The organism is Nostoc sp. (assembly GCF_036917815.1).
Classification (GTDB): domain Bacteria; phylum Cyanobacteriota; class Cyanobacteriia; order Cyanobacteriales; family Nostocaceae; genus Nostoc.
On the sequence record NZ_JBALEK010000061.1, the window covers coordinates 89624 to 106127 of the forward strand.

The window sequence follows — 16504 nt, forward strand, 5'->3', positions numbered from 1 at the left end:
CTAGCAGAGTTAGTAGCAAGCGCTACCCTACGGGAAAGCTCCGCTAACAGCACTGACTAGGAACCAGTTAGACTAATTAAGTTCGAGATAAGAATAATTTGCAACCTCCTGCATATATGACGAACATCACAGAACACTACGACATCATCATTATCGGTACAGGAGCAGGTGGAGGTACACTAGCTCACCGCCTCGCACCCACAGGTAAAAAAATTCTCGTGCTGGAACGAGGCGACTTTTTACCGAGAGAAAAAGCTAACTGGAATCCAGAGGAAGTCTATCAAAAACACCGTTACCATACAGATGAGCAATGGTATAACAAGGAAGGCAAAGCCTTTCAGCCCCAAACAGGCTACTGGGTTGGTGGCAATACCAAACTCTACGGTGCAGCCCTAATTCGATTGCGGGAGCGAGATTTTGAAAAGGTAATTCATCAGGGAGGAATTTCTCCAGAATGGCCTTTGAAGTATCAAGACTTTGAGCCATACTACACGCAAGCAGAAAAGCTATATGACGTGCATGGACAGGAAGGAGAAGACCCCACAGAACCACCTCGCAGCGAACCATATCCTTATCCGCCAGTCAGTCATGAGCCAGATATGCAGTCTCTTGCTGATGGCATTCGGGAACTGGGTTATTATCCATTTCACCTACCACTAGGATTAAAGCTGAATGAAAGCGATCGCCTAAATAGCCCCTGCATTCGCTGCGATACCTTTGACGGATACCCCTGTCTGGTACAGGCAAAAGCCGATGCTGAAGTCAACGCCATTCGTCCGGCTCGTGAAAAGTATGCCAATGTTACTCTCTTAACTAATGCTAAAGTCTTGCGGCTGCATACCAGTGAGTCGGGGCGAGAGGTTACGAGAATAGAAACTGAAATTACAGGAGAGCAACATTGGTTCACAAGCGATATTGTGGTTGTTGCCTGTGGTTCTGTCAACTCAGCTGCTTTGCTATTACGCTCTGCTAATGACAAACATCCCAACGGATTAGCAAATAGTTCCGATCAGGTGGGGCGGAATTTCATGAAGCAACTGGAAACGGCCATAGTTTCCATACATCTAGAAGTGAATCACGCCAACTTTCAAAAAACCATCGCTGTCAATGATTTTTACTGGGGAGAACCGGATTTCCCCTATCCGATGGGTATGGTGCAGAATACAGGTAATGTACTTGCCGATATGATTCCCGGAGAAGCACCCCCACTGATGGCCCCATTTGTCAAGCTGATTCCTCATTTTGAGCGCCATTTGTTGGCCGAGCGATCGGTTGGCTGGTGGTTGCAGACAGAGGATTTACCAGATCCGAACAATCGGGTTCGGGTGGTGGGTGACAAGATTCACGTTGACTATACACTGAACAATACCGAAGCAAGCGATCGCTTAATTCACCGATGGACATCTGTACTCAAGTCAATTCCTCACTCTGCTAAACACGTCTTGCCATTTAGCCTTTATCCCCGCACTCAGCTACCAGAACAAGCAGTAGCCCATCAATGTGGTAGTTGTCGATTTGGCACAGATCCCAAAACCTCAGTCCTTGACATCAATTGCCGTACCCATGATGTCGATAATCTCTACGTGGTAGATAGTAGTTTCTTTCCGTCAAATTCCGGTGCTAACCCCACGCTCACAATTATGGCAAATGCTTTGCGCGTAGGCGCTCATCTAGCTGAATGTTTGAAGTAGAAAGTTTATTATTTCTAGGATGGACAAATTTATGAACGATCAACAGACTAATTTAGAAACGCAAAATCAAAACTCAAGAGAAACATCATCTTCTAATACTCATCCGATTGCGACAGGATTGGGAGTTGTAGGAGGCGGGATTGCTGGAGCCGCACTAGGTCGCTCAATTGGTGGTAAAGTTGGTGCTGCGATTGGTGGAGTTGCGGGTGCGATCGCTGGTGGAGTTGCAGCCAATGAACTGGTTGTTTATGCAGAAGAATTTATTGAGGAACTTCAGCCGACTATTAGTTTGGGATTAGGTGCCGATCGCAAACCAATTGAATTACCCCTTCATTACAGTTGGGAAGAATTACAAACACTATCAAAACCCCAAGGCTGTTTTTATGAGTCACGATCTCATTGAGCTATATCAGCCAATCAATACGCAAAAAAATTGAAAATTTCATAGTTATATCATGTCCGCATATAGCGGTTTTCGTTTGGATGCAATACACTTTGACCTCTCTCCAAACCTCTCTCCTAAAAGGAGAGAGGCTTTGAATCTTACTCCCCTTCCCTTGTAGGGAAGGGGCTGGGGGTTAGGTCTGTATTTCACTCAACTGAGAACTGCTATAATTAGTTATGATTCCCACAGTCATTGCACCCCACACGCCAGATGCTCCACTTGGGGAGACCCCAAGACCGCACTGGCTCCCCTTAATCCCCTCCCCGCTCTTCGGGAGGGGAGACAAAGCGTAGCTTTGGCGGGGTGGGGTTCTTCAGGTTTAATAAGTAATCAAGCAGACATGATATTATTTCATTGTTTTGTGAAAGCTTAAATTGTATTTACAATACCTTTATTACGTAAATGTGATGAGCGTAGGCATCGCTATGAGGGAAAAGTTTCTGCATGATGCTCATCTAGGTAAACAGAGCAAATGAACCCTCCAGGAACTTATTTATCGTAAATTCAAGGGTTTAAGACCCCAACCATTACACGTAGTATCAGTTGAGTTGGGGTTTAAATCCCCGACTCCAACTGTCTTTAATTTGGAAGTAATAAGTAATGAGTAATGAGTAATGGGTATTACTCATTTATTTAACTCTATAGCTATGGTTTTATACTAATTTTGTCTCCCTGCCTAAATTTGAATTGATAATGTATCAAAAAAATATCTTACATGAGGTCATGTAAATTGATTTTTTATTGCTTGTGAGAAATCCGGGCTAGGTGCAGTCACTCCAACTGGCAGAAAATCTACCCAATGAAGAATACCTTCGATTGATAAACTTTTGCGTAATTTTAATCTAATATGTGCTTTCATAGGACAAATTTAATTATTTGTAGTGAATAACTAATCCTTATAGTCCTACCGCGATTTACTGCTATCTCCATAAACATTAGAGGTTTATCAAAGCCAGTTTTGTAATGACTCAAACCGATCAAATTCCGACTCTAGCTGCCATTGAATCCTTGCGCGATCGCTCTGGTGAAAAAAAGCACTGCACCCTTGAGAAACAGAGGCCGCACGAGGGGTATCGCTTTCACAAGCTGGAACCATTGCCTTAAACTCAGGCGACTTCCAGAGACTATTTCCCGGAGCGAAACTATATTCTAAGCTATTGCGAGCTAGTCGCTTGAGGTCTTTATATCCCAGACCATATCTTGTTGCCGCTAACAGATACTCATGACTTAAATCGATGCGGGAAATGCCTTCATCATCGGAAGCAAGGGTCAATGGTACTCCAGCTTTCCAATACTCCATAAAAGGATGCTCATCTCCCTGGACATTCAAAATGACCTCATTACTGGTCAGGCAGATTTCGACCAACACGCCCCGCCGCTGCATTTGCTTCATCAACTCGAAAGGATGTTCTTCAAAAAGAAGATCCACGCCATGTCCGATACGAGATGCCTGTGCCATTTCTACAGCTTGCCGAATATGAAAACGTAAATTCTCGGTGGTCACCAACCCCAGGGTTAACTCTCCGGCATGAAGTGCGACCCTGACATTGGGAAATTGGCGTTTGAAAAATTGCAGCATTTGCATTTGCAGGGTGTAGTCGCGCAATGCAATCGGGTTGTCTTCTGGACCGACGAGATTGATGCCAACTACGCGCGAATCTGATGAAGCTAGTGCAAAAGCATAAGCTAACTGAGCAAACACTTCAACGGGCGACTTTGTTCTTGTTGTTTGCTGCAAATAGCGCACTGTCACTCCACATCCAGGCTGTGCCGATGGAGTACCGCAACCGAGTGTTTTCGGGACTTCGCGCTGCAACTGTGCAAATTGCTGGCTGCCCAGTGTCACTAGCTTAGTTAATCCTCGCTTGAGCAATTGATGGTGCATCTCTTGCAAATCTTTATTCCAACCAACTTCACGCCCTAGCTGTCGAACTTCACTGCCCTCAACAGTAAGCATTAACTCTAGATAATTAATATGCTGCGAAGCTGCCCGATTTGCTACTGACGCGACCATATCATCCCGACGACTCGCAGAGTCGGATATTGCCCCAAAACCAGCAAAAGCGTCAAAAAATTGGTCGTGTCCGGATTTTCCAGCAAATTGGAGGTTGCGAGTAGACCAACGATTTATTAGGGAATCATAAAAAGACGTTGGTTTATTTAACAATTCTGAGGCTGGAAAATAACTAATGTCCTGACCGCAAGCTTTAGGCTCAACTAATGTCCCTGCCTTTGGATTCACACAATACCCATCGGTGGCAGCCCACTCCAGATAGTGTTCTGCATACACAGCCCCGCTTAGATGAGTGTGGATATCTCCGCCCTTTGGCATTCGCTGTACAAATGCTCGTAAAGCGGCTGGTTGAGCACGATGGGCTTCAAACCAACTAGCAGCTTGAGCTTCACTCTGAATTGAGGACTGCTGCGAAGTAGATGGGACTTGAGCTGCTCCACTGAAGATAAAACAGCTAGAACAGCTTAATACTCCTAGAAATAAAGATAAAGCTGCTCGTCTACGCATATAGATGTATTTTTTTGTCAAATATAAACATAATTATCTGGTTCAATTGCCCTATCATTGCAGCGTTTATCTGCGGTATTACCAGGGTAGCTATACTAGAGCAAATTTTATCCAAACGGATGGATAGATACTTACAAATCTAATCTCATGCTTTTTAATTTACGTAATGTATCCCTATCGATTGACAAAGATAGTAGTCAGTAAGAGTGTGATGTTCACACCGTTGAAAACAATCAACTATCAAGCTGCATAGACTTGTATAAACTATAACCTAAGATAGATGTATGTCAAATGTTTTAATGTGAGCCAATAAAATATTATTATTTTTTAATAGTCTTCATTCTCAGAATTATTCATCAACTCGCGTAGCCGGCGAATGTTGTCAGCTTTGACCGTTAGCAGTGTGGGTTCACTCGCACTGTTTTCTAGCAGTTCCCTTGGCTAATTGGATAAGCCCACCAGGAGAAGCTTACGCCGAATCTTATGGACTCAAATACCACGTCCGCACCGATACCGAACTAAATCCCACATTCACCCAGAACCTAATGTTTTTAGAAGACTACTTTAGGTTCACCACCAATATCCCCCTACTAGCCATAGCATGACCACTAGGAAAGCCATAATCAAATTCTATGTCCACAGATGAGGACGTGCCCGGTGCAGCAACAGCTGTAAGGGAATAAATCCGCCAAGCAGTAGGAGCAATACTGCCCTCCGACTTCTGGTGAGGCGCATCAACTTGCTCCCGCATTAATCTTTCTCTAATACTAGAGGCATAAGTAACCAAACAGAATTAATTACATGGCGATTCTTGACTAGGCAAGATTCATGATTTTTGACAGAATTCTTGATAATCTAATTTTACTTGCAAAGAGTAGCTGGTTGCATACTCTAGGATTTGATTACGCCAATCAGATAAGTGAGCAAACTTAATTAAATCATCTGCGATCGCAGAACCTTGTCTACCACCACTGCGTAATTGATCCCAGGCCGTCAATTCACCCATTGTCTGCATCAACTTCTCTAAACGTTCCAGCTTTCCATCCCACGCCTGTAAACTCACCCGATCTTGTACTGGCTGCAACTCTCGCAAAACATAAGATTTATTCCCCTCAACTATTACCCCTAAAAGAGCAGGTGGGGTTCCTTGCACCCGTTGTTGGATAGCTACTACCCGTGCCGATTCACTCGACCAATCCGGCTGAGGTAGCGTTAAATAGGGTTGTAATGAGGTTGTTTCTGTTTGCTTCAAATCTAAGAGATAATTGCCATCAGGAGAACCTTTACCTTCTACCAAAACTGCATAACGTTCTAACCCTAAACTACCTGTACCAGCTATTCGCTGTTGTACATCTAAAACTTGATAAAAATTAGCATCTTTTTGTGTAGATTTGTGCCAATTGGAGATGAGTTTTGTGATTTTTTGCTGTTCTGCTTCTGTGGCTTCCATAACGCGTTTATTGTCAATAATTAAGTACCGCTTACCTTTCTTTTGCTTGGTGTGCTGCTCTAAAAATTCTGGGCGAAGGCGGTTTTTTAAACTTCTTAATAAATCTTTAACTAAGCCCGAAGCGGTTTCCTTTTCCACACTTCTAGGAGTACCTTTAGCTAAAGCATTGCTGTAAGCATCAAGAAAGGAATTGCTTAAATGCAATGCTTCTGATTCATTCACCTTCAGCGCCTGAGAGCCAACTATCACACTGGTAATAAACCTCACCACATCCCAGGTGCAAGGAGCAAGACAGGCTTCGTCAAAATCATTAAGATCAAAGTAAACTAATCGGTTATCACCTTTATAACTACCAAAGTTTTCCAGATGCAAGTCACCACAAATCCATACTGGTGGGGCTGCATTCAGTGGGGAATCTTTAGGGAAGTCTTCGTAAAATAAATGACACGTTCCGCGATAAAAAGTAAAAACATCAGAACGCATTGCCTTGTATTTTAATTCAAGCAGTTTTGGGTTGCGTCCAAGGTTAAAGCGATGAATTCTGTCAATGATATTGTTTGTCATAATTTTTGGCTCTTGAAATGAATGGTCTGGTGACTTATCATTACCCATTGATAGCAGAGTAATTTGAAAAAGGCAGTTCAATCTTGAGGCACTTATGTTGCTCTCGAGCGATGCCCTTCTCTACGAACGCGAACAGCGTGTCGCTCCCAGACGCTGCACGTATCTTGCTTCCCGTTGGCGCAGCCTCTCGTAGAGAAGGGTACGGCGCAGTCTCAGGGTAAGACCTAGGTTGGCAAGCTACACTCCTACTGCTATTTTTTCCTCTTTGAATAAAAAGCGATGTCTACTTTAAGGGGCAGTGAGCTGAATGACTCGCTCTCCGTGGCGCTATGGGTGACGCTTTGGCTGTTATCGTTGCTCTCAAAAATTGGTAGAGTTGGTAAGACTACCCAACGGCTTTGGGGAGTATCGTCGGCAATGCCAATAAAAAGAAAACGCTACGCAAACAATTAGGATTTATGAGATATTTACGTCATCTGGTGCTGAGTATATGTAGTTGCATGGTATTACTGAGTCCGACTGCAATGCCCTGTTTTGCCGCTGAGAAAATTATTTTTCGCTATGGTGTATTTGAAGAATCCCTACCTGTTGCTGATTTACGTAAGTATGCACAAAAGCAAGAAGTTTCTTCTGATTTGCAATTTTTTCTCAAATTTTTCAGTCGGGAAGAACAAAAAGAGTTTCATCAGGCGCTACAAGTAAAAGCATCTCTTGATATTGGGGCTTTGGATAAGCTGTTAAATACAGAACTAGCTAAAGAAATTCTATCTACGGTTTCCCAAGGTATCGCCCGTCGTGACCAAGCCGGGGTACAAGCACTAGACGCGGCTGTGATCATCGGGGCGAATTCTCAAGAGGGTTTGGGGATCATCAGCTTTCTTGAAGCATATCCTAGTCAAAGACTAGTTATTAATGTTCCAGGAGTCTTAGAAATAGCAAGTAAGTTAAATCTATCTCCTATTGAAATACCACCTAAAGATAACTTAAGTTCTACACCTTTATGGCAACTTGAAGTTCAATATCAGCAATTTGCTACTCAAGGAAAGCAATTCCAGGCTTGCTTGTTTGGGGATTCTGTAACTGCCGAAATGGGTAATACTCTGGGGAAAGGTACTTTTAATTTTGCCTTAAATGGGATAAGCGGGATTTCACTTGTTGAACAACTAAAACTTCTCATTCCAACTAAAATTAAATGCGAAAAAGCTGTGATTGCGATTGGAGGGAATGATGCCTGGTATGGATTAAGTGATTCCTTATTTGCGAACAAACTCCAAGATTCAATTTCCTTAGTGCGAAGCCTTGGGAGTAATCAAATATTCTTAATTCCCGCTTTTTACTCAACAGTTACCGCTAGTAAAGATCCAAGTATTTCCGCAACAAATCTTCGGGTAGAGCAAATCAATACTGTGATGAATCAAGTTGCAATTAAAAATCATATACCATTGGAACTACAAGAGGTTCAATCATTAAATGAGAATCAGGCTTTGAAAGATGATTTAAGTTCAGAAGATGGCGCTCATTTAAATAATGAGGGAATAAATATTTATCGGCAGGCTTTATTAAAGATTCTAGGTAAATAACAGGGCTATTTCATTCTAGATTTAACCAACGAATTTAGGTATTTCCAGCCATCGTGAGATAGAATCCCTGAAGCCTAAAATGACGTATTCTCGTAAATACATAAAATGTCAGATTTTAGAATGAAATAACCCTGGGTAAATAACGAGATTTGATTAACACGACACAACCAAAAATCAATCTCAGTCAACTCAATGCGTAATGAACAATCAACTCAAACCTCGACAACTGAGCGACGCTCTGCACGAAGGGGCGATCGCTTTAATCATCATCATCACCGAACAAGGCAAAAGTAAAAAGTAAAAAGGCACTCATCAAGAAAAAGAAAAATGGTTTGAGAGCAACTAAATTTATTTATGGAATGAAATAAAAACATTTATAACGATAGCGCCGGCGGCAAGCGAGTCATCGAGCGTCGTGGCGCAGCGCGTTCGCATGATTGCGTCTCGTAGAGAGAAATAAGGTGTCATTATTAAATCCCCTCAATTTATTTATGGGGATTATCTTTTTACTTTTTACTTTTTACTTCTTAACGGGTGCCCATCCATAGTCAGGAAAATCTTCCAAGCCAATCATGTACTTGTTCTGGTGTTAAACACTCAGGACAGTTAAGCATCGTTCACCTAATTATTTGCTACATATTAACCATGCAAAATTGCCGCTTCCATCAGTGAATACGCGCAATTTGTGTTTTTATAGTAAAATTTCTTGCTTTAATAAAGGGGAGTTGTTTAAGTGATGTTGAACTTAAAATCAAGCGAGGAAAGGTTGATAGGGGAGTGCGATCGCTCTTAAAGCCCAGCATAGGCGATCGCGTTCTTAGAGGAAATGTAGTAGACAGGCGATCGCGGGGTAATGAGTAGATGCGATCGCCCTAGCATCTGTGCCGAATACAAGCGTTCGCGAATAGCGTCTCGTTGGCGCAGCCTAAGAAGAGAAGAGAGGAAATGTAGCAGACAGGCGATCGCCCTAGCATCTGTGCAGAATACAAGCGTTCGCGAATAGCGTCTCGTTGGCGCAGCCTAAGAAGAGAAGAGAGGAAACGTAGCAGACAGACGATGCCTAGGTTGGCAAGCTACGCACCCCCACAGCTGCGAATCCCCGCAACTTGCATCAGTCTCGTAAGCCTTGCAGCGATTGCTTTCTCCAAGACTGATGAAAGAGGGCTAAGTAAAATTTCCCATTTTTCCCTATTCACGCAACAACGCCTATCGTCAAGGTTTCTGAGCTATGGTGCAGGCATGGTCAAGCAATTCCTCCCCATGGGCGAAGTCGCCTTGCAGTGTATCCGCCGTATCTGTCAGCAAGATGAAGCCATCGCTTCCATCCTCGAATACCACCCCCAGCACCACGAGAGTCTGGCGTTTCATGTCATGTACTATGGATTGTTGTACATCTTGTGCCAGCAGCACGAATGGATTCACGCCTTGCAAGCTTGCGGAATCGACGCGCCTGGCCCGATAGGGATGCCCATCCAGATGGAAAGGCAGATTCGCCCAGTGCGACCCAATGGCGCTTAAGTGGGCGCGTAGTTGCGCCCGCACGTCGGGGGCTATGCAATCGATATGGATGTGCAACTGGTTCTGGCTGCGTCCAAAGGCGGAATTGACCGCCATGCCTATCGCATCCCTCGCCAGCGTTCGTCCCAAGCGCTGCGATATGAGAGCGCGCGAGTCCCAGGCGAACTTCCAGTAATTTGGGGTATCCCTCGCCAGCAGGCTAGCGCTTTCAATGCCGGAAATCCGGGCAGTTGGTAGAAGCAGATATTGCGTCTTTCCTACCCGGTCTTTCAACAGGGCATAGCCCTGTTTCAAATCAACCAAGGTGCAAGGCGCGGGATTGCCTTGCTTTTCTTGGTTGGGGACGCAAGCCTCATGGACGATGCGCCACAAGGCATCACTCTTGCTAGTATGATCGGCGGAAATAAAGCAACCATTTTAAATAGCCAGAAAGCCTACAAAATAAGCATTCTTTCTTTTTACTTTTGCCTTCTTGTACTAGAGTGTGCATTTTCAACTCGGAATTGGGTTCGTCTTAAAGGTTAAAAGTTTTTTCTTTCCCCTCTTTTTCATCAACGTTCATAGTGACCGCGAATCCATACTCTATGGTTATGTCTTCTCTCCCAATGCCCACGAATCCACCTGTGATGATGATGCCCACCAATATCGATTACTAATGCTGATGCCTGTTTTGGCATGGCAGCAATAAACAGTGGTAAAGCAACTAATACACCTACAAGTATCCGTTTCATAACTAATTTTCCTTTGTTCAACTATCTGAGATTAAGTAAATTAAATTCTTTATGAGTTGATTTTTAGCGATGTTGAGCGGATTAAACCGCTCAGTTAATTGAGCGAATATGTCTGTTATAGTCAATATGAACTATCCTGGTTCTTGAGACAGTCACTACACTTTTGACTGTAGGAGTGTCAGAATCAGGGCTATGTCCATTAAAGGTGAAAGTCCAAGTGCCATGTCCATCATAAGTATGGGGAGAACGTTCGGCGGGGCCATACATTGAGTTCTCAGCTCGATAATGTTGCAAACCGCCATTGGCCTTCTCAGCAGCTTCGCGAGCTAAATTCTCGGCTCGACCGAGATTAATGAAAGATATCTTATTGTGATTAGCTATTTGAGCTATAGCAATTCCGGGTACAAGCGTAATAGATGCAATCACAAATGCAGAATTGATGAAGGTATTCAGTTTCATATTGTTATCCTAAGTTCGATATATAGCAATCAGTAGTCTCTATTTATAGAGGATGTCATCAGAATAAAGCCCTGAATTATGTACAAAGAAGTAGACTTTGGCGTGACACTCCGGCTTGTCTACGACACACTTCGTGAAGGCTCAGTTGAAGGTGAATCAAGTAATTTAACTAATTCGTAATGGGTTACGCCTAACAACGGTTAGGTAATTCGCATTTAAGAATTAAATTAATAATTAAAAACTATCTACAAGTTAGTTGAATAACCCCACTAAATATACTGTTTCTAGTGGTCAAATTCCGCCGGAGCGGGTTTTAATTCTCCACTAAAATATTGCTAGATTCTGATGTTCTTGTTTTGGAATTTATCCTTCAATAATAGTGCCAAATAAGTCTATTTATCTCACCTAATTGGTTGATTTCTTTCTCATCCAAAAGAGTGAGCTAATTTAGTGCCAACTAAGAAACTTTCGATTGCTGTCATAAAATGAGTTTCAATTGGGAGCTTAAAAGCTGGAATCACCAGGAAATACAGTAGCAACCCCTGCTAATAATTTTGTGTTCCTAGTCAATGAAAATCTGAATTATTGGTCACTTTTTGGCTTGATTTCGTTATTGGCAGCAATAATGAAGAATAGGCACAAACTAGTCTAAATTACTCCTCGCTCGCTCTAATTCAAGCGAGGATAAAGTCAGAGCGATGTCTACGACGGGCTGCGACGCTCCTGCGTCGCTAACGCTGCGCTATCGGTGTCGCCCCTCCTAAAATTCCAAGAGGAAAAGTCAGGAGGAGCGATGGCGCTCTTGCACCCGGCGCTATGAAGGTAAGAGAACTTACACAAGCCATCGCTATCAAGTGGTTTTGATGAGCAGCGCCACTTAAATAATGACTACCGAAAGTTCAGTGGAACAATAAGCTGAAGATGAGAATGAGGTTGTGGATAATATCCTTCGTCGTAATATATTAGAGGATAATACTCTCGGTGAAAGTAATATGGGTGATCTCCCCAATGACGATCTTCCCGATGACGATTTCCCCAATGACGATCTCCCCGATGACGATCTCCCCGATGATGATTTCGGTAATCTTCTCGAGAATATTCTGAGCGATGGCCGTAGGTCGAGTCAGCTTTAGCACTTTGAGAGAAAGCTACAGTAGTTGCAGTACTCAAAGCGGTGGCCAAAACAGCTAAAACAATCTTGTTCATATAATAGCCTCATCAAATGGGAGTTTTTAAACCCTATGGGCGTTGCCGCTAGACTTGGGAATAACCACTGCCAACCCGCTAATCCCTGCTGAATGACCTAAGCTGAGAATCAACAGCGTTTATGTAATCTGTATCATTCAAAGTTTTTGCTGGGAGCCTATTAGCTTTGATAGCAGCCTTCACAACATCAATTGCTGTTATCTCTCCTCCTTTGTATTGGAATACCAAAGCACCAGCACTGGGAATTCCCTCTGGTTTGAAGTAACCTTGATAAGCAAAAAATGCTGTTTGGAAGGGTTGGAGAACGCTATTATTTTTCAATTGAGTGGGTAAATTGTTAGAGTTGACAGCTAAAGGGTTGCCACTATCGTTATTAGCTGTTTGAGCTATAGCAATTCCGGGTACAAGCGCAATAGATGCAATCACAAATGCAGAATTGATGAAGGTATTCAGTTTCATATAGTTACCGTAAGTTAGATATCTGGCAATCAGCAGTCTCTATTCATAGAATCTGTTGCCAGAAGAAAGCTCTGAATTTTGTACGAAAAAGTAGACTTCGGCGTGACACTTCGACCCAACTCTTGGAGACGCTCTGCGCGTTAGACGCAGGTGTTACCCTGAGCCTGCCCAACGGCCGCGCTCAGGGCAACGCAACGCTCAGTACAAGTGCTGAATCTTGGGGTTTAACTAATTCGTAATGGGCAACGCTTACGTAATTCGTAGTTAAGAATTCAATTACGAATTACAAATTCTCAATTAGGAATTAGTTTAAAACCCCACTAAATATGCTTTCTTTAGTGGTCAACTTTCGTCGTGGCGCGTTTGAATTTCCCACTAATAGATTGCTGGATTCTGAATTTTTACTTCTGAATTTTTATTTCTGAATTTATTCTTCAATATTAGTCTCAAATAACTGCACTTATATCACCTAATTGGTTGATTTCTTTCTCATCCAAAAGAGTGAGCTAATTTAGTGTCAACTAAGATACTTTCGGTCAGTAATGTAGTTCAGATATTCAAGCGAGTCAAAGTTACACACCTGGAGCGATGCCCAACTCTTAGAGACGCTCCGCGTAGCTTGCTTCCCCTCCGGGGTACGGCGCAGGCTCAGGGTAAGACCTATGGCGGGCTATTCGGTGTCGCTTGGTGTTTCCTCTCTTGATTAAGAGCGATGCCTACGGCGGGCGGGTACTGGCTAGTAAAGTGTGGCCCTCTTTCTTAGAGGAAATCTAAAGGAAACAAAGCGATCGCCGCCATGACATGCTCCCGTATGTTTCTCCGATTAATTTGGAATTTTTAATTATTAAAATTAGTCTAATTTCGAGCAATAAATTTGGAATCCACTGTTATTTTTAAGTATCAAGCAATTACCATCAACATTATTTCTATTGATAAAATTTCTATCTAGATTGCTATTGCTGATTCTAAATAAAATTGTTATTAACAAGCCTGTGCATACAGATATCAATATTATTAGGACAATATTAATTAAGTTTTTATAAGAAGATTTTCGACTAGAATCTCCTGATTTTGATTGAAGACAGACAGTTTTTGGCGACCAGAAATGCTCATCAAAATCATAGTAGCTCATTTTTCTTCTTTCAACCAAGAAAATTACCTATTATTAGGAGTTACTAAATAACATTTATAGAAATAGGAAAAACCATAAATTTATCGGAATTATCAGATGTTTATTGAAAGCCGATATTCCAATATATTTTAGATTATTTAGTTTCTACCTCACATTATTAAAACTCTTTTATGGAAAAAAATATTCTTACAAAAGTCACAAATATATCCATGACTAAAGTCACCGTTCAAGCATAGATGATATATAAATATAAAAATTCTTACCCAAAAAATAAAATCCTCACACTTAAGGCAGGGAATAAGGCTTACTCCATAGCATCAATACGAATGTACTGTAGGGGCATAGCTGTGCGCTTGGTGAGTGTACTCTCCATCCCACATTGTGACTGTGCAACTGAATTCGCCCACATGATTGATGATACACCAGCATCTGCCTTTACCCCTGAGTACGGGATTATCTTTGGCAAGGATAATGATGGAGAGAGACCGGCAGGATAGACATGGAAATTAATTTAGGAGAAACTTTTCTCCTAAACCCGATTCCGCACGATTAACCCGGATTGTGGACATCCCACCAGGGCTAGCCGCAATGCTGGGGCAAAGCTTTATGACCAAGTTATTTACCAATTTCTCTAACTTCAAAAAAATGTGCGAACCCCCAGTTATGATATCTAGTTATGAAAAAGCTAACAAAAATCGCTTTAGCAAGTAGTGTTTTAGCGATGACACTCGGTATAAATATTTCGGCTCAAGCCCAAGAAAAACGTCTGCTGACGATCAAGGATCAGTTTGCCTTTCGCCAAATTAGCGATCCCCAACTATCTCCCACTGGAGACTGGATTGCTTACACAGTAACTAATACCGATTTGAAAAATGATACACAAGATAACCATATTTACATGACTTCTTGGGATGCTTCCCGAACATTACATTTAACTAACGGTAAGGATAGTGAATATAACCCTCGGTTCAGCCCAGACGGGAAGTATCTAGCTTTCATCTCCAGCCGTGAATCTGGAAAACAGCAAATTTGGTTGCTCAATTTATCAGGCGGTGAAGCCGAGAAAATATCTGACTTTGCTGGTGATGTTAGCGATTTTGTCTGGTCTGGTGACAGTAGACGACTAGCCGTAATTGCCTCCTCACCAGCCCCAGAAACTCCCTTTAATGGTAAAACCCCACCACCGATTGTTATCGATCTGTTTCACTTCCAAGAAGATGGTGTCGGTTTTATCGATAAAAGTCGAGAACATCTTTATGTATTGGACTTAGCAACTCGCAAAACAGATATTCTCACTCCAGGTTCATTTAATGAGTCTTTACCTGCTTGGTCACCTGATAGCAAAAATATTGCTTTTGTGAGCAAACGTGGTCAAGAGAGCGATCGCAATAATAATTGGGATCTGTATGCAATCGCCGCCCAATCGGGAGCCAAAGCCCGTCAGCTAACTACCTTTATTGGGCCTGACTCCGCTCCTGATTGGGATAGCCGTCCGGTTTGGAGTCCAGATGGTAAGTCAATTGCTTATTTGCAGGGAGGTTTACCCAAACTTATTGAGTACGCAGTTCATCATCTCGCCATTATCCCCGCCGAGGGTGGTACTCCCCGTCTACTGACTGCCAACCTTGATCGCAATGTTGCCAAACCGCGCTTTACCACAGATGGTAAATCAATACTGTTTTTAATCGAAGATGATGGCAATGTTCACCTAGCAAAAATACCTGTAACTGGTGGCAAAATCGAGCGATTCCTAGCAGGAAGACGAGAGATTAGCAAATTTGATTTAGGACGCGATGGCAAAATCGCTTTACTTTCCTCAACGCCACAACAACCAAATGCAGTCTTTGCCTTTAATGGTAAAAATTTGCGTTTAATATCACACCAAAACGATCAGTTACTAGCGCAGTTGAATTTAGCAACTACAGATGAAATCAGCTTTAGGAGTCAAGATGGTACAGAAATTCATGGCTTTCTTGTCAAGCCACCTCACTATCAGCCAGGGAAGAAATACTCAACACTGCTAATGTTGCACGGCGGGCCTGTCGGTCAGTTCACAAATCAGTTTAAGTTTAATTGGCAACTGTTTGCGGCGAAAGGTTATGTCGTTGTCGGTGTTAACCCACGTGGAAGTTCAGGAAGAGGTGAAGCTTTCTCCAAAGCGATTTATGCAGACTGGGGAAACAAAGACGCTCAAGATATTATTGCCGGTGCTGATTATGCGATCGCTACTGGTATTGCTGCACCATCACGCTTGGGAATTGGTGGCTGGAGTTACGGCGGAATGTTGACCAACTACACTATTGCTCAAGATCACCGCTTTCAAGCCGCAGTCAGTGGGGCTGGTGAATCAAATATTCTGGCGACCTATGGTACTGATGAATATATTGATGACTATGAACAAGAGCTTGGTGTACCGTGGAAGAACCTCGATGTATGGCTACGAATTTCTTTCCCATTTCTTCATGCTGACCGCATTGTTACACCAACACTATTTATGGGAGGTGATAGGGATTTTTCTGTACCACTACATAACTCGGAACAGATGTATCAAGCACTCAAAAGTCTGGGAATTGATACCCAGTTAGTAGTTTATCCAGGACAGTCTCACGGAATCAGCAAACCGAGTTATCAACGTGATGTCCTAGAACGTTATTTAGCTTGGTATGATAAATACTTGATCCCCTCAACCGCAACTGCTGGAAAATAGTCTTGAAGAAGAATTCAGTGCTTCTGAATTCAGGAACAAAC

Annotated in this window: 12 protein-coding genes; 4 read left to right on the top strand and 8 right to left on the bottom strand. The window is 42.7% G+C overall.

What is annotated here, in order from left to right; translation table 11 throughout:
• Positions 1 to 116: 116 nt before the first annotated feature.
• Positions 117 to 1691, top strand: a complete 1575-nt coding sequence (locus tag V7K97_RS18650) for a GMC family oxidoreductase (RefSeq protein ID WP_334802499.1) — start codon at positions 117 to 119, stop codon at positions 1689 to 1691.
• A gap of 31 nt (positions 1692 to 1722) precedes the next feature.
• Entirely contained in the window at positions 1723 to 2094 is a 372-nt protein-coding gene (locus V7K97_RS18655; RefSeq protein WP_334802500.1) for a hypothetical protein, read from the top strand.
• Positions 2095 to 3082: 988 nt separating this feature from the next.
• Here the strand turns inward: V7K97_RS18655 and V7K97_RS18660 are convergent.
• From V7K97_RS18660 to V7K97_RS18670, 3 genes are all read right to left on the bottom strand, one after another.
• The gene (locus V7K97_RS18660) at positions 3083 to 4657 is read right to left on the bottom strand and encodes an adenosine deaminase (RefSeq protein WP_334802501.1); all 1575 of its coding nucleotides are present in this window, start codon (positions 4655 to 4657) and stop codon (positions 3083 to 3085) included.
• A 559-nt stretch (positions 4658 to 5216) separates the two neighbouring features.
• On the bottom strand, positions 5217 to 5408 hold the full coding sequence (locus tag V7K97_RS18665; RefSeq protein WP_334802502.1) for a hypothetical protein: 192 nt from the start codon (positions 5406 to 5408) through the stop codon (positions 5217 to 5219).
• Positions 5409 to 5483: 75 nt separating this feature from the next.
• On the bottom strand, positions 5484 to 6671 hold the full coding sequence (locus V7K97_RS18670; RefSeq protein WP_334802503.1) for a DUF2252 domain-containing protein: 1188 nt from the start codon (positions 6669 to 6671) through the stop codon (positions 5484 to 5486).
• Between the two features lie 524 nt (positions 6672 to 7195).
• Between V7K97_RS18670 and V7K97_RS18675 the strand changes: the two genes are divergently transcribed.
• Positions 7196 to 8251, top strand: coding sequence for an alpha/beta hydrolase (locus V7K97_RS18675; protein ID WP_334802504.1), 1056 nt, complete (start codon positions 7196 to 7198; stop codon positions 8249 to 8251).
• Positions 8252 to 9463: 1212 nt separating this feature from the next.
• On the opposite strand, the gene V7K97_RS18680 is transcribed toward V7K97_RS18675, so the two are convergent.
• The 5 genes from V7K97_RS18680 to V7K97_RS18700 all read right to left on the bottom strand — a co-directional run bounded on the left by V7K97_RS18680 (position 9464) and on the right by V7K97_RS18700 (position 12624).
• The gene (locus tag V7K97_RS18680) at positions 9464 to 10174 is read right to left on the bottom strand and encodes a CDP-diacylglycerol diphosphatase (protein WP_334802651.1); all 711 of its coding nucleotides are present in this window, start codon (positions 10172 to 10174) and stop codon (positions 9464 to 9466) included.
• Positions 10175 to 10320: 146 nt separating this feature from the next.
• Complete coding sequence (locus V7K97_RS18685; RefSeq protein ID WP_334802505.1) at positions 10321 to 10500, bottom strand: hypothetical protein; 180 nt, start codon at positions 10498 to 10500, stop codon at positions 10321 to 10323.
• 90 nt (positions 10501 to 10590) lie between these two features.
• Positions 10591 to 10959, bottom strand: coding sequence for a hypothetical protein (locus tag V7K97_RS18690; protein WP_334802506.1), 369 nt, complete (start codon positions 10957 to 10959; stop codon positions 10591 to 10593).
• A gap of 888 nt (positions 10960 to 11847) precedes the next feature.
• Entirely contained in the window at positions 11848 to 12165 is a 318-nt protein-coding gene (locus V7K97_RS18695; RefSeq protein ID WP_334802507.1) for a hypothetical protein, read from the bottom strand.
• Positions 12166 to 12243: 78 nt separating this feature from the next.
• Positions 12244 to 12624 (bottom strand): hypothetical protein, encoded by a 381-nt coding sequence (locus tag V7K97_RS18700; protein ID WP_334802508.1) that lies wholly within the window; start codon positions 12622 to 12624, stop codon positions 12244 to 12246.
• A gap of 1808 nt (positions 12625 to 14432) precedes the next feature.
• Here V7K97_RS18700 and V7K97_RS18705 point away from each other — a divergent pair.
• Positions 14433 to 16463: a S9 family peptidase gene (locus tag V7K97_RS18705; protein WP_334802509.1), complete on the top strand. Its 2031-nt coding sequence runs from the start codon at positions 14433 to 14435 to the stop codon at positions 16461 to 16463.
• The last annotated feature ends 41 nt before the right edge of the window (positions 16464 to 16504 follow it).